Raw genomic sequence first — 21,883 nt, 5'->3', positions numbered from 1 at the left:
ATTTACTTTTTTTTGTAATTCGAAATAGCTAACTCTTTTCTTCCTTTACGTCTTCTTCTAGATATAATCGTACGACCTTGTTTTGTCTTTTTACGTTTCATATATCCATGAACATTGATTTTTTTTCTTTTAGATGGTTTAAATGTTTGTTTCATAATTATAAAGTTTGTTGTTTTTATTTTATGTAATTTTTCTCTTTTGCATAGAAGAAAAATAAAATACAAATTCCTATTAAAAAACCAATGATAAACAATATAATTCTTTTTGAAACATTCATGAAACTAATGAGAATTTATTTTTTATAATAAGCAAAACCAATATTTAAAAATAAAGATACATAGAATATTGAAGATGTTTAGTAACATTTTATGAAACATAAAAATAATTTATTATTTCTTAATTCAAGAAGAGTATGAAAATTTTTAAAAAAAAAAATATTCATGAATGGAATCAGGAAAAAGATCCAATTTTTGATATAACAAAAATTATGAATATTTTACCTCACAAACCTCCTTTTTTATTGGTAGATAAAATAATAGATATATCAGATCAAAAAATTGTTGGAGTTAAAAATGTAACAATTAATGAATTTTTTTTTACAAATCATTTTCCAGAAGAACCAATAATGCCGGGAGTTTTACAAATTGAAGCTATAGCACAAGTAGGTGGAATACTCGTTTTAAGCAAATTTCGTCATCCTCGATTATATGGAACCTATTTTTTGAAAATAGAAAAAGCAAAATTTAAGCATAAAATTATACCTGGAGATGTAATCATATTCAAAGTTTGTTTATTAAATGCTATTAGAATGGGAATTGTTCATATGAAAGGAGAAGGATATGTAAGTAATAAACTTGCAGTAGAAGCAGAGTTTATGGCAAAAATAGTTCGAAAAAATCGTTTATTTATACGTTAATGAATATAAAAAAATATATATTTTAAAATAATAAATTTGTTCACAAAATAACATGAGTATTTTAATTAATAAGAACATGAAAGTTCTTGTTCAAGGACTGACAGGAAAAGAAGGATTATTTCATACCGAACAAATGATTAATTATGGAACCTATATAGTAGGTGGAATAACCCCTGGAAAAGGAGGAAAATTTTCTTTGGGCATTCCTATTTTTAATACAGTGGAAGAAGCTGTTAAAAATACTGGAGGAAATGTTAGTGTTATCTTTGTACCTGCTAATTTTGTTTCAGATGCTATATTAGAATCTATTTATGCAGGAGTTGAAATAATTGTTTGTATTACCGAAGGAGTTCCTTTATCGGATATGGTTTATATTAAATCTTTTTTAAAAACTACGAAAACTCGTTTAATTGGACCGAACTGTCCAGGAATTATTTCTCCTGAAGAATCTAAATTAGGAATTATGCCTAATTCGGTATTTCAAAAAAAGGGAAATATTGGAATTATCTCAAGATCCGGGACACTAACTTATGAAGCAGCCGATCAAATCATGCAAATGGGATATGGAATTTCTACGGCTGTTGGTATTGGAGGAGATGCTATTGTAGGAACGACCATGAAAGAAGTCATGGAATTATTCTTAGAAGATGATGAAACAGAAGGATTGGTTTTAATTGGAGAAATAGGGGGACAATTAGAAATTGAAGCGGTTGAATGGATGAGTAAGATAGAAAATAAAAAACCATTGATAGGATTTATTGCTGGAAAAACGGCACCTATGGGAAAAACTATGGGACATGCTGGAGCAATTATAGAAAGAAAGATTGAAACTGCTCATTCAAAAATAGATCTCATGAAAAAATTAGGCGTATCTATCGTTTCTTCACCTGAGAAAATAGGATTAGAAGTTCATAAATTATTTCATAAACCTTGAATTTATATGTTTTTTCTATAAAAAATGAAGAACTATTTAATAGTTGGATTAGGAAATCCTGGATGTTTATATAAAAAAACAAGACATAACATCGGTTTTTTTTTATTAGATCAAATATCTAAAAAATATTCATTAAATTTTGTCAATAAAAAATTTGGATTACTTTCAAAATTTTATTACAACAATCACTTAATATTTTTTTTAAAACCTACTACATTTATTAATGAAAGTGGTAGATCTGTGAAATATTGGATGAAAAAGAAAAATGTTTTATTAGAAAATATTTTAATTATTTCTGATGATTTTTATCTTCATTTTGGATTTATACGTTTTAGAGGTGAAGGTAGAAGTGGAGGACATAATGGGTTAAAAAGTATAGAACAAGAAATTAAAAGCTTAAAATATTCACGTTTACGTATTGGTATTAGAAATAAGAATTTTATTTCTAACAAAAAAAATTATGTATTGGAAAATTGGAATACGGAAGAAGAAAAGTTTTTATATTTAAAATCGGAAAAATTTATTAAAATGATATTTTCATTTGTTTTAAATGGATTACAAAAAACAATGAATTTATTTAATGGAAAAATCGAAAAACCTTGTAGTTTAGGATAGAATATAGGATTCCGATACCTATGGGTATGGGTTCAAATCCCATCAAGGTTATATAATTTTTATTTATTTATGATTCATGATATTGAAAAAATTCGAAATTTTTGTATTATAGCTCATATAGATCATGGAAAAAGTACATTAGCAGATCGTCTTTTAGAATATACAAATACAGTAAAAAATATTAAAAAAAAGCAATTATTAGATGATATGGACTTGGAAATAGAAAAAGGAATAACTATCAAAAGTCATGCGGTACAAATGGAATACAAATACCTTAATAATAAGTACATCCTTAACCTTATAGATACTCCTGGACATGTGGATTTTTCTTATGAAGTTTCTCGTTCAATTGCTTCATGTGAAGGAGCATTATTAGTAGTTGATTGTACTAAAAGTATACAAGCACAGACTGTATCAAATCTTTCTTTGGCATTAAAGAATAATTTAGTTATTATTCCAATTTTAAATAAGATTGACTTGTCTTATTCAAGATCAACGTATGAAGAGGTAATCGATGATATGATCAATTTACTGGGATGTAAAAAAAATGATATTATTCCAGTTAGTGCAAAAAATGGAATAGGAATTCAAAATGTTTTAGACCGAATCATTTCTCTTATTCCACCACCAGAAGGTAATAAAAATGGACCATTACAAGCATTAATTTTTGATTCTTTATACAATCCATTTACAGGAATTGAAGTCCTTTTTAGAATTAAAAATGGAAATATCAAAAAAGGACAGAAATTACGTTTCATGTCTACTGGAAAAGTATATTCTGCTTATGAGATTGGATCCCTTAAATTAAGACATTTTTCTAAAGATTTTGTTGAAACAGGAAACGTAGGTTATGTTATTTCTGGAATCAAAAATCCTTTTGAAGTAAAAGTAGGAGATACTATTACAGATGATAATGATCCTGCAAAATATCCCATAGAAAAATTTGAAGAAATTAAACCAATGGTTTTTGCAAGTATTTATCCAATTGTATCGGATAAATATGAAGAATTAAGATCTTCTTTAGGAAAGTTACAATTAAACGATGCTTCTTTTTCTTTCACTTCAGAATATTCTCCTGCTTTGGGAACTGGATTCCATTGTGGTTTTCTGGGTCTTCTTCATATGGAAATTATTCGAGAACGATTGGAAAGAGAGTATGGAATCAAAGTTATTATAACGGTTCCCAATGTTTCATATCAAATATATAAAAAAAATGGAGAAAAAATTTTTATAAATAATTCTTCAAATTTTCCAGATACAGAAAAAATAAAAAAAATTGAAGAACCTTATGTATTTGTTAAGATTCTTACTAAAGAAATATACATGGGGAATATTATTTCTTTATGTATAAGTAAACGTGGGATAATGAAAAAAGAACAAAGTTATTTATCATCTGGTAAAATTCAACTTTCATTTGAAATGCCATTATCTGAAATTGTATTTAATTTTTATGATCATTTGAAAACCGTATCTAAGGGATACGCATCATTTGACTATCATTTTATTGGATATAAAGAATCTGATATAAAAAAACTTACCGTATTAGTTAACTATGAAAAAGTAGAATCCTTATCGTTTTTAGTTCATAAAAGTAAATCATTTTCTTTAGCAAAACACATATGTAAAGAATTATCAAAATCTATTCCTAGACATCAATTTAGCATTCCGGTACAGGTTGCAATATCTGGAAAAATTATTGCAAGAGAAACAATAAAATCTTTTAGAAAAAATGTAACTGATAAATGTTATGGTGGAGATATTTCTAGAAAGAAAAAACTTATAGAAAAACAAAAAAAAGGTAAGAAAAAAATGCGTAAAATAGGTAAAGTTGAAATTCCTTCATCTACTCTTATCAATTTTTTCAAAGTTAAAAACTAATTTTGTATAGTAATTTATTAAAAATTTTCTAATATGTCTATTAAAATAGGAATTAATGGGATTGGTAGAATAGGAAAAATGATATTATTATCTGCTATAAATAGAAACGATATTGAAATAATATCTGTAAATGATTTAGTTTCTATAGAATATTTAGCTTACATATTAAAATATGATTCAATCCATGGATCATTTCATGGAAATATTCGTATTGAAAATGATGATCTATTTTTAGATGAAAAACGAATCAAAGTAACTAATATAAAAGATCCTGAAAAGTTAAAATGGGGGAATCTAAATATCGATTATGTAGTAGAATCTACAGGACTTTTTTTAAATAGAGAATTATCTAATAAACATTTAAAAGCAGGTGCTAAAAAAGTTATCTTATCCGCACCACCAAAAGAAGAAGATATTCCTATGTTTATTATGGGAGTAAATCATAAAACTATGAAAAAAAGAGATAATATTGTATCAAACGCCTCTTGTACAACAAATTGTTTATCTCCTATTGTAAAAGTTTTGCATGATCATTTTGGAGTTTCTCATGGATTAATGACTACGATTCATGCATCTACTTCTAGTCAAAAAGTAGTGGATAATATTTCTTATAAAGATTGGAGATCAGGTCGATCATCTATGATTAATATTATACCCTCATCCACAGGAGCTGCTAATTCCGTAGGAAAAATTATTCCTAGTTTGAATGGAAAACTTACTGGGATGGCTTTTAGAGTCCCTATCGCTAATGTATCCGTTTTAGATTTTACAGTATGTCTAAAAAATGAAACAAATTATGATCAAGTCAAATATTATATGAAGAATGCTTCTAAAACAACTTTGAAAGGAATATTAGGTTATACAGAAGATCCAGTTGTTTCTACAGATTTTATAGGAGATAAAAGAATTTCTATATTTGATGCAACATCAAGTATAATGTTAACCAATAATTTTTTAAAAATCATTTCTTGGTATGATAATGAAGTAGGATATTCTAATAAATTAATAGATCTTATAATACATATGGATTCTTTAAGTAATTAAAACCTTTATTAAGGTATTTTTTTTTCAAAAGAATATTTTTTATTTAATTTATCAATTTTAAATAAAAGGTTAGTTATTCCGTTACTTATCCATAAAAATGGAGCATTAATGACTGTATTGTACATAGAAATTTGATCAAATGTTTTTTGTGTAATTTTTATACATGGGGATTTACATTCAATTAATATATGAGGTTTTTGATGAGTTTTTATTACTAGAATATCTGTTCTTTTATGAATTCCATTTATGCAGATAGGGAATTCTACAAGAATATTTGTATATTCATAATTTCGTATTTTCTTTAATAAAAAAATGATATATTGTCGAGTTAGTTCTTCTTTTTTAAAGAGGAAAAGTTTTTTGCGTATTACGCAGTATATGTATATGTTGTTTTTTATTTTTTTTAATTTTATATGCTTTTTTATAAAAGTATTAAGAGAAATAAAACACATATTTAAAAATATTATTTTTTAAATTTAATCATATCTACAAATTATATGTCTAATATAAATAAATGTATTATTATTGGTTCAGGTCCAGCAGGATATTCCGCAGCAGTATATGCATCAAGAGCAGATATGAATCCTATTTTAATTTCTGGTCCTAAACCAGGTGGACAATTGATAGATACAAATGATGTTGATAATTATTTGGGATTTTATAAAGGAATAAATGGAAAAGAATTAATGGATCATTGTGAAAAACATGCAAGAAGATTTCATACAGAAATAATCAATCAATCTGTTATTAACGTAATATTTTCTAAAAAAATAGGAGGAATACATAAGATATTTATTGATGATCATCAAAAATTTTTATCTACTTTTGGAGTAATTATTGCTACTGGATCACGTCCTAATTTTTTGGGATTAAAAAAAGAAAAAGAATTTATTGGATTGGGAATTTCATTTTGTGCGACTTGTGATGGATTTTTTCATAAAAAAAAATGCGTTTCCGTTGTAGGTGGAGGGGATACAGCATTAGAAGAAGCTTTATATTTATCAAAGATTTGCAAAAAAGTTTATCTTATTGTACGAAAAAATTTTTTCAAAGCATCAAAAATATTGCAGAAACAAATATATAAAAAACACAATGTAGAAATTTGTTTTGATTCGATTGTTCAAGAAATTATTGGAAATGAATATTTGGAAGGAATCAAAATTTTAAATAAAAAAAAAAAAATACAAAAGACTATTTTTATTAGCGGATTATTTATTGCGATAGGACATGTACCAAATACAGAAATATTTGAAAATCAAATTGAATTAGATAAGAATAATTTTATTGTTGTTAAACATCCTAAAAATTCTACTAATAAACCAGGAGTTTTTGCATCAGGAGACGTAGTAGATTTTCGTTATAGACAAGCAATTACTGCTGCATCTAGTGGATGCATTTCTGCTTTAGAATTAGATAGATATTTGTCTTCTTTTTAAAAGAAAAAAAACATTTTCTTTAATGGAAAAAAATAAGGATTTTCTTGAGTTTTTGGTTTCTCATTCCAAGAGATATGGATTTATTTTTCCTTCTAGTGAAATATATGGAGGAATAAATGCTATTTATGATTATGGAGAATATGGAGTTGCATTAAAGAATAATATTAAGGATTTTTGGTGGAAATCTATGACGCAGATTCATGATAATATTGTAGGAATAGATTCCTCTATTTTAATGCATTCTGATGTTTGGTCCGCTTCTGGACATGTTCAAAAATTTAATGAATTATTAATTGATAATAAAGATTCTAAAAAACGATATCGTCCAGACCTTTTGATAAAAAATCATGTTGAAAAATTTTTTTATAAAAACGAAAAAAAACGTAAAGAAATATTATCTCGTTTATATGATTGTTTAAGTAATAATAATCTATTAGGTATTAAAGATTTGATTCATGAATTAAATATTCATGATCCTATTAGTCATACTAATCATTGGACGGATATAAAATATTTTAATATGATGTTTAAGATTGAAGATCATAGGAAAAAAAACTTATTTCTTCGACCTGAAACAGCACAAGGAATATTTATTAATTTTCAAAATGTTATAAAATCTAATCGTATGAAAATTCCTTTTGGCATTGCTCAAATAGGAAAATCATTTAGGAACGAAATTGTTGCAAGACAATTTTTATTTAGATTACGAGAATTTGAACAAATGGAAATGCAATTTTTTATTCTTCCTGAAGAAGAAAAATTTTGGTTCAAATATTGGAAAAACATGCGAATGAAATGGCATTTATTGTTTAATTTAGGTGATGAAAAATACAGATTTATTGAAAATACTCATCTTCCTCATTATGCATCTTTAGGAACAGATATAGAATTTAATTTTCCTTTTGGTTTTAAAGAAATTGAAAGCATCCATTCTCGTCGAGACTTTGATTTAATCAAACATGAAAATTATTCAAAAAAAAATATGAAAGTTTTTGATAAATCAAAAAAAAATTATTTTCCCTATGTGATAGAAACATCTTTGGGGTTAGACCGATGTTTTTTTACTATATTTTCTTCTTCTTTAAAAAAGGAAAAAATAAACAATGGTAAAATACGAACTGTATTAAAAATACCTTCTTTTTTATCTCCTATAAAAGCAGCAATTTTACCTTTAGTGAAAAAAGATGGACTTCCAGAAATTGCAAAAAAACTGTTTAATAATATTAAGTTTGATTTTAAATTATTATATGATCATACAGAATCTATTGGAAAGTTATATCGTAGACAAGATGCAATAGGTACACCTCTTTGTTTTACCATTGATTATGATACATGTAAAAATGAAACTGTTACTGTAAGATATAGAGATTCAATGAAACAATATAGAATTCATATTAATGAAATAAAAGATGTAATCAAAAAAGAAACTGAATTAAAATCTATTTTAAGAAAAATTCATAATTAATAGTCTCCTCTTATTTTTGCTTTAAATTCTTTTTTTAGAAAAAAAATAATTTTTTCCATTGAACTATCTATCAATTTTTCAGTTAATGTCTCTTTATCATTTTCAAATAGAATACTAATGGTATAAGATTTCTGAGAATTTGAAATATTTCCAAATTCATAAATATCGTAGATATCAATGTTTTTTATTATACTATTTTCTTTTCTTTTAATTGATTGATATAGTTCTTCAAATGATATACTCTTATTAATTAAAATGGATAAATCTCTCTTTGATGAAGGATATTTAGAAAACGGATAAAATATAGTATTTATTTTTTTAATAATAGATATGAAATATTTCCAATCTATTTCTGCATAAAAAATCATTTTTTTTTCTAAAAAATGATTTTTTACATTTCCTAATTCTGCTAATTTTTTATGATCATAAAATAAAGAAATTCCTTTATCCAATAAAGGATGTTGAGAATGCTTTTGTGTATAATCAGTTATACCCATTCTTTTAAAAAGTTTTTCTATAATTCCTTTTAAATGCAAAAAGGAATTATAGAAATATTGATTATCTTTTTTAAATACCATATCTAATATAGATATTCCTAAACATGATTTTTCATAGGATATATCATGTTTTTTATAATATATTTTTCCAAGTTCAAATAATTTTATATATTTTTTTATAATATTTTTATTTCGGTTATAGTTTTTTTTTATACAATCTAACATGCCAAATAACATACTAGATCGTAATGAATTATAATCTTTGTTTATAGGGTTTATCACCTCAATCTTATCTCTTTTAAAAAAAGAGTTTAATAAAATAGAATCTTGATTATAAGATCTCATAGGAGAAGAAATAATCTCATTAAATCCATAAGAAATAAGCTGATTGTAAATAATGTTTCGTATAATATTTTCATTTTTATAATGAAATGAATGAGGTGGAAAAATTTTCATATAATTGCATGTTCGAATTTTATTAATTCCATACATTCGTAATATTTCTTCTATTACATCAATGTCTCTTTTAAGATCTGTTCTATAAGTAGGAATGGAAATTATCAAGAAACTTTCTGTTTCAAAATGAATTGAAATTTTTAAAAACGATAAAATCTCTTTAATTTTTCTTTTGATTATTTTTTTTCCAAGAATATTAAAGATTTTTTTATAATAAATTTTAATGTTATTAGGATATCTAGGAGAAAGATAAACATCAACTATTTTAGAAATTTTAAGATCTTTGGAAACAATTTGTTTTAATAAAAAAATTAATCGTTTCAAAGAAAAAATAGTTTGGTTTGGATCTGTTTCTTTTCCAAAAAGAAAAGAATCTTTCGTTTTTACATTATATTTTTTTTTTATTTTTTGCAATAAAAACGGATCGAAACAAGCACATCCTATAAAAATGTTTTGTTTATTTTTATAGGAATTATATCTTATATTATTTATGATACCTGCTATAGACAACAAGTTTTCGTTACTATCTGTTATAACTAAATCATTTTGATCAATTTTCTTTAAAATTTTATCATTCCATGTAAATCTTCTTAATTTCTTATTATTAGAAATATCACAATATTTTTTAACAAAAATTTTATGATTATTAATTTTATCTAAATCAAAAAAATGGAAAGAGATCCCTAACTCATAGGATACGAAATTGATTATATCTATAATGCTATTTGTAATAGAAATATTCATTAAATTTAATCGATTTTTCATCCAAATAGGAGTATTTATTATCTTTAATTGAAAAATGGATATTCCAGAATAACGATGACATTTTTCATTTTTAATAAAAATTTCAACAGGATTGTCTATCCATAATTCTTCGTTCCATTTATTATCATAAAGATCGTACCCTATGAATTGAGTATTATATCCTCGATATTTTAATGCAGCATATAAATCTCTTGCTATTCCATAATGGCTCATAATATCTGTTCGATTTGCAGGAATTTCTAGATCTATTAGATAATCTTTTTTATTATGATAATCTATAATTGTTTTAATATTTTTAACTGAAATTCCTATATCTGTTAATATATCAGATACTTTTTGAATGTTAATTTTAAAGGATATATAATCTCTTATCCAATTGTATGATATTTTCATTTTTTAATGATCTGTAGATGATGAAAATAAATGAAAAAAATTAATTTTATTAAAATAAATAGTAGCGTGAGGGGGATTTGAACCTCCGACCTTTGGGTTATGAGTCCAACGCTCTTACCAACTGAGCTATCACGCCTTTGATGATTATATCAAAGAAAAACTAAAATGTTTTTAAATTTAAATATATTTTATTTATGAATATCGATTTAAGTAAATACAGAAAAAATTATAAACATAATCGTTTATTAGAATATGATATTCCAAATAATCCTTTACAATTATTTCATAATTGGTTTGATAAAGAAAAATCTTTATATGAAAAATATAAGGAAATAAATGCCATGTCTCTTTCTACGATAGGAAAAGATGGATGTCCAGAAAATCGAATTGTATTATTAAAAGAATATTCTAATTATGGATTTATTTTTTATACCAACTATCGTAGTAACAAAGGAAAATCTATTTATCAATTTCCGAAAGTTTGTCTATCATTTTATTGGAATCAAACGGAAAGACAAATTATTATAAAAGGAGATATACAAAAAATAAATAGAAAAAAATCAGATGAATATTTTAATAGAAGACCTAAAGAACATAAAATAGGATGTTGGACTTCGATACAAAGTTCATTTCTCGTTTCTAAAGAAAAATTAGAAGAACAATATAAAAAATGGAAAATATTTTTTATAAAAAATAAAAGTTATATAGAACGTCCTTTTGATTGGGGTGGTTATATCGTTCAACCATATCGAATGGAATTTTGGCAAGGACAACCTAATCGACTTCACGAAAGGATTATTTACACATTAAAAGATAAAAATTTATGGGAAATTAAAAGATTATATCCTTAAAAAAAAGGAATAGTAATAAATAAAATTAATAAATTTTTATTACTATTCTTTATATCATTCTACAAGTTGGATAATTCTGCTCCTATTTTAAACTTTGCAACTTTTTTTTCTGGAATATATATTTTTTTTCCTGTTCTAGGATTGACTCCTTGTCTCGAATTCCTTTTCACAACAGAAAATGTTCCGAATCCAACTAGAGTGACTTTATCTCCTTTTTTTAATGATTCAATAACTGTTTGAATAAATGCATCTGTTATATGTTTTGCAGTTATTTTCGTAATTCCAGTTTTTTCAGCAATTGAATTAACTAGTTCTGTTTTATTCATGAATGTAATTTTTTTTAGTTAAAAATATTTTTTATATTATATGCAAACAATTTGATTTCATTCAACAAAAATATTTTTTTTTAGATGGAGAATTCCATTAAAAATATCTTTTACATACATTCTTTTTCTTCCTTCTATCTGTCCTTCTATAATAGATATAAATCCATTTTTTACTGAAATCATCATCTTACAATCTTTAAGTATTACTTTTCCTATCTGAAAAGAATGGACGCTATAAATTTTTTTTACAATAAATATTTTAAATCGAACATATTTTTCTTTATTTAAACATAAAATTGTCCATGCTGTTGGATATGGACTTAAACCTCTTATTTTATTATAAATAGATTCTATAGATGAATGTTTCCATTGTATTCTACATTCAATAGAAGATATTTTTGGAGCATATTTAAGAAAATATATATTTTTTGTTTTTTGATCAATTGTCTTTATATTGTCGTTTAAAATACTTTGAATAGATTCATGGAGTATTTTACCGCTAATTTTTTTCATTTTATTTTCCAAATCGCCTGCGGTATCTTCTTTTTCTATGTTTATTTTTTTTTGTATAATGATTTTTCCATGATCTATTTTTTTTTCGATGAAAAATACACTGATTCCAGTATATTTTTCTCCGTTTATAATTGCCCAATTGATCGGGGATGGTCCACGATATTGTGGCAAAAAAGATGCATGTAAATTAATAGTGCCCATTTTTGGTAAATTCCAAATTTTTTTTGGTAAAATGCGAAAAGAGACGACTATTTGCAAATCAGGATTCCATGCTTTTAAATTTTTTAAAAAAAGAGAACTATGAAGATTTTTTGGTTGCATAAAAGGAATGCTATATTGTATAGCATATTTTTTTACGGGAGAAAAAGATTGATCTCCATGAAAAATTTCATTGTCTGGAGTTGTAATAATCCCAACAATATTGTATTTTTCATTATATAATTCGTTTATTGAATAAATAGAAAAATGATTAGAGCCGAAAAATACTATCTTTGGAAATTTATTCATGAAATTTATTTTGCAATTTTAAATCATGAACTTTATCTTGCACTTTTATGAAAAAGTTCATTGATTTTTGAAAATCAAATATATAAAAATAAAAATATCTATCATAATATGTATTGGACTTTAGAATTAGCTTCACATTTAGAAGATGCACCTTGGCCAGCAACAAAAGATGAATTAATTGATTTTGCTATTCGTACTGGCGCTCCATTAGAAGTTGTAGAAAATTTACAACAGTTGGAAAATGGCGATGGAGAAATTTTCGAATCAATCGAAGATTTATGGGCCGATTATCCACGTGACGACGAAGATTTTTATTGGAATCGAGATGAATATGAACTTTAAAAAAAGTTACTTAATTTCTAATGAATTTTATTACGTCAATTTTAAGAAATTTTTTTTTAAATAAACATCAAAAAGATCTTAAAGAAATAAATGTTTTTTTAAAAAAAATAAAAAAAGAGGAACAAAAAATATGTACGTTATCTAACGATAAATTAAGAAATAGAACACAACAATTAAAAAATCTAATCAAAACGTCTTTAGAAAGATTTTTTGAAAAGGAAAGAAAATTATTTTTTTATATTAAAAATTCATCTGAATCTATAAAACTCATTGAAGGTTTTTATTCAGATATAAAAAAGTTAAGGAAAGAATGTTATAAAGAAGAACAAAAAATATTAATACAAATATTACCGGAAGCATTTTCTATTATCAAAGAAACTGCTAAACGTTTTAAAAAAAATAGAGAATTGATTGTCAAATCAACACCTTTTGATATAAGACTTTCTCAAAAGAAATCTTATGTTTCTATAAGAAAAGATAAAGCAATTTGGAAAAATAATTGGAATGTTTGTGGAAGATTAAGAAATTGGAATATGGTTCATTATGATGAACAATTGATGGGTGGTGTAGTATTACATCATGGAAAAATTGCAGAAATGGCAACAGGAGAAGGAAAAACGTTTGTTGCAACATTATCTTCTTATCTAAATGCTTTATCTGGAAAAGGTGTACATATTGTAACAGTAAATAATTATTTATCAAAAAGAGATTCTGAATGGATGTCTCCGTTAATGGAATTTCATCAATTAACAGTCGATTGTATCGATAACTATGCATCATCTGATGTAAAGGGAAGGAAGCAGGCTTATCAATCGGATATTACGTATGGAACTAATAACGAGTTCGGTTTTGATTATTTGCGTGATAACATGGTTAATAATAAAAATGATTTAGTTCAAAGAAATTTGAACTATGCTATAATAGATGAGATTGATTCTGTTTTAATTGATGAAGCTCGTACACCACTCATTATATCTGGTCCTGTAGACAAGAAAAAAGATAATAAAAAAGATTTCGAACTATTCAGAAATCAAGTATTTAATCTAGTTTATCAACAAAATCAGATTGTACATTCTTTTTTAAAAGAATCCAAGGTACTTATCAAAAAAGGATCTAAAGAAATAGGCGCTTTTAAGTTATTTCAAGCACATAGAGGATTACCTAAAAAAAAATCTTTACTTAAATTTTTAAGCAAAAAAAACATTCGTTTAATTTTACAGAAGATCGAAGATCGATATATGCAAGATTATGGAAGAGAAATGTATAAGGTAGATCAAGATTTATATTTTGTAATTGATGAAAAAAATAACACTGTAGAATTAACAGATAAAGGGATCGAATTTTTATCAAAAAATGTAGAAGATAAAGAATTTTTCATATTACCTGATGTGAATTTAGAATTTTCGTATTTGGAAAAAATGAATTTACCAAAAGATGAAGAAATTCAAAAAAAAGAAAAATTACTGAACATTTTTTCCATAAAATCAAAAAGAATTCATACGATACATCAGTTGTTAAAAGCCTTTACTCTATTTGAAAGAGATGTGGATTATGTTTTGATGAATGGTAAAATAAAAATAGTTGATGAACAAACCGGTCGTATTATGGAAGGACGTAGATATTCTGATGGGTTACATCAAGCTATAGAAGCAAAAGAAAATGTAGCAATTGCCTTATCCACTCAAACTTTTGCAAATATTACTTTGCAAAATTATTTTCGTATGTACAAAAAAATATGTGGAATGACAGGAACTGCAGAAACAGAATCTGGAGAATTTTGGCATATTTACAAACTTGATGTTGTTGTAATTCCTACGCATAAACCGTTAAAAAGAAAAGATTTTCAGGATCTTGTATTTAAGACAAAGAGAGAAAAATATCATGCAGTTATCGAAAAAATCATTTCTTTATCTACGAAAGAAAAACGCCCTGTTCTTGTAGGGACTACTTCTGTAGAAGTATCAGAATTTTTGAGTAGATCCTTAAAATTTCGTAAAATTTCACATAATGTTTTAAATGCTAAATTGCATGAAAAGGAAGCTGATATTATAGAAAAAGCAGGATGTTCTAGTGTAGTAACCATAGCAACTAATATGGCAGGTCGTGGAACAGATATAAAATTGACTGATGAAGTAGTAAATTGTGGAGGTCTTGCCGTATTGGGGACAGAACGTCATGATTCTAGGAGAATAGATAATCAATTGAGAGGAAGATCAGGTCGTCAAGGAGATCCGGGAACAACACAATTTTATGTATCCTTGGAAGATAACTTAATTCGTTTATTTATTGATTCAGAAAGAATTTCTAATCTTATGGAAACATTTGGACATAAAGAAGGAGAGATTATACAACATCCTTTATTAACAAAATCTATTGAAAAAGCACAAAAAAAAATAGAATATAACAACTTTAGTATTCGAAAACGTTTGTTAGATTATGATGATGTTATTAATAAACAAAGAGAATTTATCTACAAAAGACGTAAAAATGCTTTATTTCTTAACAAGATAGATTTAGATATTTCCAATATGATTTATTTTGTATTGGATTATATAATCCATCAACATTCTTGTTCTTTTAAAGATATAAAATATGAATTTTATTATGTTTTTGGAATTAAATTCCCGTTTGAAAAAAATGATTTTCATTCTAAAAATGATCACCATCGTGATGTTTATACTCTTTATAAGTTAGTTATGAAGAAATATAAAGAAAAAAAGAACGATATAATTCAAAACAATATCCACCCTTATGTTGGATCGAAATATTTGGAAAAATATAAAGATTTTTATTATATTCAAATGATTTTTTCCGATAGGAAACAAAATTCAATATATGTTTTATCGAAAATAGATGAATTAATTAAAAATCAAGGAAAATCTTTTTTCTCAATTTTTGAAAAAAATACTATAATATTTTTCATGGACGAAGTATGGAAAGAACATTTAAGAGAAATGGATAATTTACGTTTTTCTGTACAGAATGCAGTTTTTGAACAAAAAGATCCTTTGATTGTTTATAAACAAAATGCTTTTAATCTTTTTCAAGAAAGAATCTATGAAATGAATAGAAAGATTCTTTCTTTTCTTATTCAATCAAATATTTCCAATAAAAATATTTGTTTTGTTCCAAATAAACATTCCATGGATAAAATTGTTTTTGAACAAAACAAATATTATCAATAAATAATAAATTTATTTTCATGATAGTATAAATACAACACTTCTATATGAATATATTGCTCTGAAATATAGAATAAAAACATTGATCTTTTTTTTTAAAAGAAAAAAATATTATTTATTAAAAATAAACCACATATTTTTTATTGGTATTTTATTTATAATGTTATGTTATTTCATAATAAGTTTATTTTCATATCAACAAAATTATGATTGCGAAAAGAAAATTCCATACAATACATTTGGAGTGGTTTTAGGAACTTCCCAATATTTATACGGAGGTGGAATGAATGCTTATTTTCAATATCGAGTTGATGCTGCTTTTTGTTTATTTCGTGAAAATAAAATACGTTATATTATTGTAAGTGGTGATAATAGAGAAAAAAATTATAATGAACCAAGAATGATGAAAAATGCTTTAATTAAAAAAGGGATACCTTCTAAATTTATATATGAAGATTTTTATGGAGTAAATACATTACATTCTATTTTAAGAGTTCATAAAATATTTCGTCAGGATAAGTTTACAATTATATCTCAAAAATTTCAAAACGAAAGAGCAATTTTCATTGGAAAATGTTTTGGTTTGGATCTAATAGGATTCAATGCAAAAAATTTATTTTTTGATAGTAAAACGTTATGTAGAGAAATTTTATCGAGAATTAAAGTTTTGTGGGACATATTTATAATGATAAATAGGAACAGAATTTTCGAAAAACTTTTTCATTTTCTTTACCATTTGTATGGATTTCTAGTAAAAAAGGACTATCATAGTTTTTCCAAAAAATTTTTAAAATTTTTTTTAATTCCTTAAAATTTGATACTTGTTTATATTTCCATTGGTACATTTCGCATATTTTTTTTGCGGTCATATCATGTTTTGTCTCAAAAAAATTGAATACTTTTTTGGGTAATTTTTTTTTTGAAACAAAACGAAAAATATTCCCTCCTCCATTGTTAATAAGTATAATTCGAAAGTTATTTGGAATATAATTATTCCATAATGCATTACTATCATAAAAAAAACTAATATCTCCAATAATTAACGTTACTCTTTGTTTACTAATCACAGAACAACCTATTGCAGTTGAAACACTTCCTTCAATCCCTGAAGTTCCTCTATTACAATAACATTGTATAGATGAATTTTTATCGATAAATAATTGATAATATCTTATAACCATACTATTTCCCAACTGTAATATAGAACGATTAGGAATTTTAGGAAAAATCAAAGAAAATACCGTTAAATCTGAAAAACTTTGTTCTTTTTTAAAAAAACATTCTAATTTTTTATTTTTTTTTTTTTGAATTTTATTCCATTCTTTTTTATAATATGAAAATAAATGTTTATCGTTTCGTGAAAAAAATTTGAGGAATAACTCAGGTTTTATTGGCCAAAAAGTATTTAATCTATAATAATTGTCTGGATAATTATCATTTTTTTCCTCTAAATGCCAATGAAATTTTGGAGGGGATTTTTTGAGAATAGATTTTATTTTTTTTGATATAAGATTTCCTCCAATTGTTAATAAAATTTCTGGTTTCATTAGATGAATCCAATAATGAAGATTCATTCCTGAAATAAGTTGATCAATATTTGAAAAAAACATTGCTCCACGTACATGAGAAATATTTTCTACAAATATTACAATAGAAGGATTTGAACTTAAAACTGTTAAGTATTTAACGATTTTTTTATTGATTGGACAAAATCCTAATAGAATCATTTTTTTTTTACTTTGATTCCACAAAGACAATTCCTTTTTATAATAATTGAATTTATTTAAACAAGTTTGTACACTAATCAATTTGATTATTTTAGGATTTACATATATACGTTTTGTCGTTTCATAAAGAGGTTCTGAAAAGGGGACATTAATATGTATAGGTTTTTTATATATAATACATTTATTAATTGATTCATTTAATAATTTTTCATCATATTCCAATCCCTTTTTTGTTTCTTCTTCTGTAAGTTGAATCGATGATTCAACATGTTTTGAAAAAATATTTTCTTGAAAAATGGATTGACCTTCAAAAATATTCCTCATGTGTTTAGGACGATCAGCCGTAAGGATAATAAGAGGAATGTTTTGATAAAATGCCTCTGTGACAGCAGGATAGTAATTTACAACAGAAGATCCAGAAGTACAATTAATTATCACAGGTTTTTGTAACATTTGAGAAATTCCTAAAGCAAAAAATGCGGCACAACGTTCATCAACTATACTATATGTTTTAAATTGTTCATCTTGTGTAAAATGAATAATAATTGGAGCATTTCTAGATCCTGGTGATATGATTATGTGAAATATTGATTTTGATTTTAATATTTCTCCTAAAATTTGAACAATTTTTTTATTGGAATACATATTAATTTTTAAATTATTCCACCATTTACATTGAAAACTGATCCTGTTATATAACTAGATAAATTAGAAGCTAAAAATAGGACACAATTTGCAACATCTTGAGGAATTCCAGGTTTTCCTAATGGAATATGTCTTATCCATTCTTTTTTTATTTGATCTGTTAAATGAGTATTCATTTTAGTTGAAATATATCCTGGAGATATCGCATTACAACGTATATTTTTTTTTCCAAATTCTCTCGAAATAGATTTAGTAAAACCAATTATTCCCGCTTTAGAAGCTGCATAATTGGATTGTCCTATATTTCCAGTTAATCCAATAATAGAACTAATATTTATAATATTTCCCCTCTTTTGTTTTATCATGGGAAATATGGAATATTTTGTCATATTAAATACTGAATAAAGATTGGTCTTAATTACCTTATCCCATTCTTTTTCGGACATTTTTATTAATAAATTATCTTGAATAATTCCCGTATTATTTACTAATATATCTAAATTTCCATATTTTTCTATTACATCATGAATCAATGTTTTTGCAGAATCTATATTAGATAAGTCTTTTTTATAAGAAATTGCGTATTGATTCGTATCAATTTCTAATTGATTTGCTTTTTTCTCGGAAGAAAAAAATGTAAAAATTACGGTAGCTCCATGTTTAACAAAAGTTTTAACAATAGATTCTCCTATGTCTCCAGTACCTCCTGTAACTATTGCTAGTTTATTATTTAATAATTTCATTAATTAATTGATTTATCATTTTTATTTGTTCTTGAATATTCAAAAATGTATTATCGATTTCAATATGATCATAAGATTTTTTCAGTGGATCAATTTTACGATTGATATCTATATTATCTCTATTATGAATATTTTTTTTTACTCTTTCGAAAGTAATGTTTCTATTTTTCTTTTTCAAAAATTTATACTTTCTATAAGAACGGATTTCTATAGATCCTTTTAGGAAAATTTTTAAGTCTGATTCAGGAAAAACACAATTTCCTATATCTCTACCGTCAATGACAATTCCTTTTCCTAATCCCATTTTTCTTTGAATTTTCTTTAATAATCTACGGATTTCTGGGATCTGTGAAATAAATGCAACATTTTCGTTAATTTGATCTGTTTGAATTTTTGTACGTAAATTTTCTCCATTTAAAATAATATCTGTTTCATTTAATGTTTTATTCCATTGAAATTGAAATTCTAATCTCATTTTTTTTAAAAAATTCACAAATTTTCGTTGATTCCATAAATCACTATTAAAAATTTTCTCTCGAATACCCAATAAGGTAATACTCCGATACATCGAACCAGTATCAATATGTTGATATTTTAATGTTTGAGCAAGATCTCTTGCTAAAGAACTTTTTCCAGAGGAAGAAGCCCCATCAATGGCAATGATTATCTTACGCTTCATAATGTGTAAAACAATTTATATTTATATGATAATAATTTATACAAAAGTTTTACGTTGTAAAAATCATTAAATACGTCATTTTTTTTAGAAAAAAATTCTCAAAATATCAAAAATTATTGCATTTTTTTTGAGGCATATATTTTTTGATAATATCAAACATCGATTCCATTGCAATCCTAATACAGGTTCTGTCATATCTGTCGATAGTTTATATTTATAAAATAAAGATCACGCTAATATTATTTCATAGGGAGAGATTATTGCAACGATAAATCACCATTATTATAAAATATTTTTTATTCATTACCCATGCATGTATCAGGAAGTATAGTTATAAAAAAACTATCAATCATATTCTATTTTTCTCTATTTATAAAGATTTTTAATAATTTGTATATCATCATCATATGAAGTTTCCATGCTACTAATATTATTATTTTTTCACGATTTCTAAAAGAGAAAAAATATGAAATTTTTGCACAAAAAAATGAGTGTATTCATTTTTAATTTCTATTCGATTTGATTGCTTTATGAAATCATGTATTTGATTTTTGGATATTTGTTGATTTTTTTGTTAAAAAAGTAACTTTTAAGGAAGTTTAATAATTTTTTATAAGATAATTTCAAGGAGTTTTATAAAATTTATTGAACAAATCATCCTTAAAAATTTATTAATAATGATAAAGTGATTTTTTACGTATGTTTTTCCTTATACATTAAGTATTTTTTTAAAAAAATATGAATTCCTCCATTCATGACAGAATGAACATTTGATGTTTCATGATTGGTCCTTAAATCCTTTACTAACTTATAAGGATGCATAATATAGTTTCGTATTTGAGAACCCCATTCAATTTTTTTTTTTTTTAATTCTATTTGTTTTTTTTTTTTTTTTTTTTTTTTTTTTTTTTTTTTTTATTTTTTTTTTTTTTTTTTTTACTTTTAGTTTTTTTTTATTTAGTTTTTTATTTTTTTTCCCCTTTTTTTTTTTTTTTTTTTTAATTCTATTTGTTTTTTTTTTTCTTTTTTTTTTGATAATTCTATATTAAATAATCTTGATTTTAGCAATTTTATTGCTTTTTTTCTATTTTGTATTTGAGAACGTGATTCAGTATTTTCTATGATAATACCACTTGGTATATGACTTAATCGAACACCGGTCTCGACTTTATTTACATTTTGTCCACCTGCTCCACTAGATCGAAATGTTTCCCATTGAATTTCTGAATTTTTAATTTCTATTTGAATATTATGATTAATCATTGGATAAACATAAACCGAAGAAAAGGAAGTATGTCTTTTTGAATTACTGTCAAAAGGAGAAATTCTTATTAGTCTATGTACACCATTTTCTCCTTTTAAATATCCAAAAGCATAAGGACCTTTTATTTCCATGGTTACGGATTTCATTCCCGTAATTTCTCCTGTTAATTGGTGAATTTTTTTTACTAAAAAATTATTCTTTTCGGCCCACATACAATACATACGCATAAGCATATAGGTCCATTCACAACTTTCAGTCCCTCCTGCACCAGAAGAAATTTGCAAAATAGCATTAAAAAAATCTTCTTGTTCAGGAAAAAGAATCTGTAATTCTATTTTATGTAGAAGTTTTTCAGTATTTATAAATTGATTGATAAGATATTTTGTTTCTTTTTCATTTTGATTTCCTTCTTGGTATAAAAAAAACGTAATTTTTAGATCTTCTAACGAATTAGTTAATGATTGAAATAATTCTATACATTTTTTCATATTCTGCATTTTATAACTCCAACTAGCATATTCTTTTTTATCTTTCCATAAATTTGAATTACTTAAGATTCTTTTTTTTTCAATTTTAATAGATTCTTTAATTTCATCTATTTTAATAAAATTTAAGATTTTGTAAATTTTTTCTGAAAGTGATCGAATATCTTCTTTTTTTATCCTCATAATTTCGAAAATAAATATTTTAAAGTAATTAAAAATT

Annotated in this window: 17 protein-coding genes, 2 tRNA genes and 3 pseudogenes; 12 read left to right on the top strand and 10 right to left on the bottom strand. The window is 24.7% G+C overall.

Going from position 1 to position 21,883, the window contains the following annotated elements; translation table 11 throughout:
• Positions 1-2: 2 nt before the first annotated feature.
• Positions 3-155 (bottom strand): 50S ribosomal protein L34, encoded by a 153-nt coding sequence (rpmH, locus tag H0H42_RS02635; RefSeq protein ID WP_185868495.1) that lies wholly within the window; start codon positions 153-155, stop codon positions 3-5.
• 257 nt (positions 156-412) lie between these two features.
• Between rpmH and fabZ the strand changes: the two genes are divergently transcribed.
• The 6 genes from fabZ to gap all read left to right on the top strand — a co-directional run bounded on the left by fabZ (position 413) and on the right by gap (position 5,387).
• Positions 413-916 (top strand): 3-hydroxyacyl-ACP dehydratase FabZ, encoded by a 504-nt coding sequence (gene fabZ / locus H0H42_RS02630; protein ID WP_185868494.1) that lies wholly within the window; start codon positions 413-415, stop codon positions 914-916.
• 52 nt (positions 917-968) lie between these two features.
• Complete coding sequence (sucD, locus tag H0H42_RS02625; protein ID WP_185868493.1) at positions 969-1,850, top strand: succinate--CoA ligase subunit alpha; 882 nt, start codon at positions 969-971, stop codon at positions 1,848-1,850.
• A gap of 24 nt (positions 1,851-1,874) precedes the next feature.
• Entirely contained in the window at positions 1,875-2,465 is a 591-nt protein-coding gene (gene pth / locus H0H42_RS02620) for an aminoacyl-tRNA hydrolase (RefSeq protein WP_185868492.1), read from the top strand.
• Positions 2,446-2,516 (top strand) — tRNA-Arg (locus H0H42_RS02615). Before pth ends, H0H42_RS02615 begins: the two co-directional genes overlap by 20 nt.
• Positions 2,517-2,534: 18 nt before the next feature.
• Complete coding sequence (gene lepA, locus H0H42_RS02610) at positions 2,535-4,343, top strand: translation elongation factor 4 (RefSeq protein ID WP_185868491.1); 1,809 nt, start codon at positions 2,535-2,537, stop codon at positions 4,341-4,343.
• A gap of 33 nt (positions 4,344-4,376) precedes the next feature.
• Entirely contained in the window at positions 4,377-5,387 is a 1,011-nt protein-coding gene (gene gap / locus H0H42_RS02605) for a type I glyceraldehyde-3-phosphate dehydrogenase (protein WP_185868490.1), read from the top strand.
• An 8-nt stretch (positions 5,388-5,395) separates the two neighbouring features.
• Here gap and H0H42_RS02600 read toward each other — a convergent pair whose 3' ends face one another.
• Positions 5,396-5,839, bottom strand: coding sequence for a type I restriction enzyme HsdR N-terminal domain-containing protein (locus H0H42_RS02600; RefSeq protein WP_185868489.1), 444 nt, complete (start codon positions 5,837-5,839; stop codon positions 5,396-5,398).
• 45 nt (positions 5,840-5,884) lie between these two features.
• Between H0H42_RS02600 and trxB the strand changes: the two genes are divergently transcribed.
• Together trxB and H0H42_RS02590 are read left to right on the top strand one after the other, a co-directional pair.
• Positions 5,885-6,823, top strand: a complete 939-nt coding sequence (gene trxB / locus H0H42_RS02595) for a thioredoxin-disulfide reductase (RefSeq protein WP_185868488.1) — start codon at positions 5,885-5,887, stop codon at positions 6,821-6,823.
• 22 nt (positions 6,824-6,845) lie between these two features.
• Entirely contained in the window at positions 6,846-8,288 is a 1,443-nt protein-coding gene (locus H0H42_RS02590) for a glycine--tRNA ligase (RefSeq protein ID WP_185868487.1), read from the top strand.
• Here H0H42_RS02590 and pheT read toward each other — a convergent pair.
• Together pheT and H0H42_RS02580 are read right to left on the bottom strand one after the other, a co-directional pair.
• Positions 8,285-10,399, bottom strand: coding sequence for a phenylalanine--tRNA ligase subunit beta (gene pheT / locus H0H42_RS02585; protein ID WP_185868486.1), 2,115 nt, complete (start codon positions 10,397-10,399; stop codon positions 8,285-8,287). The two genes, H0H42_RS02590 and pheT, sit on opposite strands and share 4 nt — an antisense overlap.
• 62 nt (positions 10,400-10,461) lie before the next feature.
• Positions 10,462-10,535: transfer RNA gene (locus tag H0H42_RS02580), tRNA-Met, on the bottom strand.
• A gap of 58 nt (positions 10,536-10,593) precedes the next feature.
• Here H0H42_RS02580 and pdxH point away from each other — a divergent pair.
• Positions 10,594-11,250 carry a pyridoxamine 5'-phosphate oxidase gene (pdxH, locus tag H0H42_RS02575; protein ID WP_185868485.1) on the top strand — a complete coding sequence of 219 codons (657 nt, stop codon included), beginning with the start codon at positions 10,594-10,596 and terminating at the stop codon, positions 11,248-11,250.
• Positions 11,251-11,309: 59 nt separating this feature from the next.
• Here the strand turns inward: pdxH and H0H42_RS02570 are convergent, their stop codons facing one another.
• Both H0H42_RS02570 and fmt read right to left on the bottom strand, forming a co-directional pair.
• The gene (locus H0H42_RS02570) at positions 11,310-11,576 is read right to left on the bottom strand and encodes an HU family DNA-binding protein (RefSeq protein ID WP_185868484.1); all 267 of its coding nucleotides are present in this window, start codon (positions 11,574-11,576) and stop codon (positions 11,310-11,312) included.
• 57 nt (positions 11,577-11,633) lie between these two features.
• Positions 11,634-12,596, bottom strand: coding sequence for a methionyl-tRNA formyltransferase (fmt, locus tag H0H42_RS02565; RefSeq protein ID WP_185868483.1), 963 nt, complete (start codon positions 12,594-12,596; stop codon positions 11,634-11,636).
• A 108-nt stretch (positions 12,597-12,704) separates the two neighbouring features.
• On the opposite strand from fmt, the gene H0H42_RS02560 reads away from it, so the two are divergent.
• The 3 genes and pseudogenes from H0H42_RS02560 to H0H42_RS02550 form a co-directional block, all read left to right on the top strand.
• A complete protein-coding gene (locus tag H0H42_RS02560; RefSeq protein ID WP_185868776.1) occupies positions 12,705-12,938 on the top strand; it encodes a DUF2795 domain-containing protein in 234 nt (77 codons plus the stop codon).
• 20 nt (positions 12,939-12,958) lie between these two features.
• Positions 12,959-16,037: pseudogene (locus H0H42_RS02555) on the top strand (preprotein translocase subunit SecA); the annotation flags it as partial.
• Positions 16,038-16,280: 243 nt separating this feature from the next.
• Positions 16,281-16,679 (top strand): annotated as a pseudogene (locus tag H0H42_RS02550) (SanA/YdcF family protein); the annotation flags it as partial.
• 121 nt (positions 16,680-16,800) lie between these two features.
• On the opposite strand, the gene menD reads toward H0H42_RS02550, so the two are convergent.
• The 4 genes and pseudogenes from menD to H0H42_RS02525 all read right to left on the bottom strand — a co-directional run bounded on the left by menD (position 16,801) and on the right by H0H42_RS02525 (position 21,846).
• Entirely contained in the window at positions 16,801-18,492 is a 1,692-nt protein-coding gene (gene menD, locus H0H42_RS02545; RefSeq protein ID WP_185868481.1) for a 2-succinyl-5-enolpyruvyl-6-hydroxy-3-cyclohexene-1-carboxylic-acid synthase, read from the bottom strand.
• Positions 18,493-18,500: 8 nt separating this feature from the next.
• Positions 18,501-19,235 (bottom strand): 3-oxoacyl-ACP reductase FabG, encoded by a 735-nt coding sequence (gene fabG / locus H0H42_RS02540; RefSeq protein ID WP_185868480.1) that lies wholly within the window; start codon positions 19,233-19,235, stop codon positions 18,501-18,503.
• Positions 19,219-19,914 (bottom strand): (d)CMP kinase, encoded by a 696-nt coding sequence (gene cmk, locus H0H42_RS02535; RefSeq protein WP_185868479.1) that lies wholly within the window; start codon positions 19,912-19,914, stop codon positions 19,219-19,221. Before cmk ends, fabG begins: the two co-directional genes overlap by 17 nt.
• 693 nt (positions 19,915-20,607) lie before the next feature.
• Positions 20,608-21,846 (bottom strand): annotated as a pseudogene (locus tag H0H42_RS02525) (PCRF domain-containing protein).
• Between the last annotated feature and the right edge of the window lie 37 nt (positions 21,847-21,883).

It is taken from the genome of Blattabacterium cuenoti, assembly GCF_014252275.1.
GTDB classification, from domain to species: Bacteria; Bacteroidota; Bacteroidia; order Flavobacteriales; family Blattabacteriaceae; genus Blattabacterium; species Blattabacterium cuenoti_O.
The sequence above is the reverse complement of the archived record's forward strand: the minus strand, read 5'-3'. Positions and strand labels throughout refer to the sequence as shown.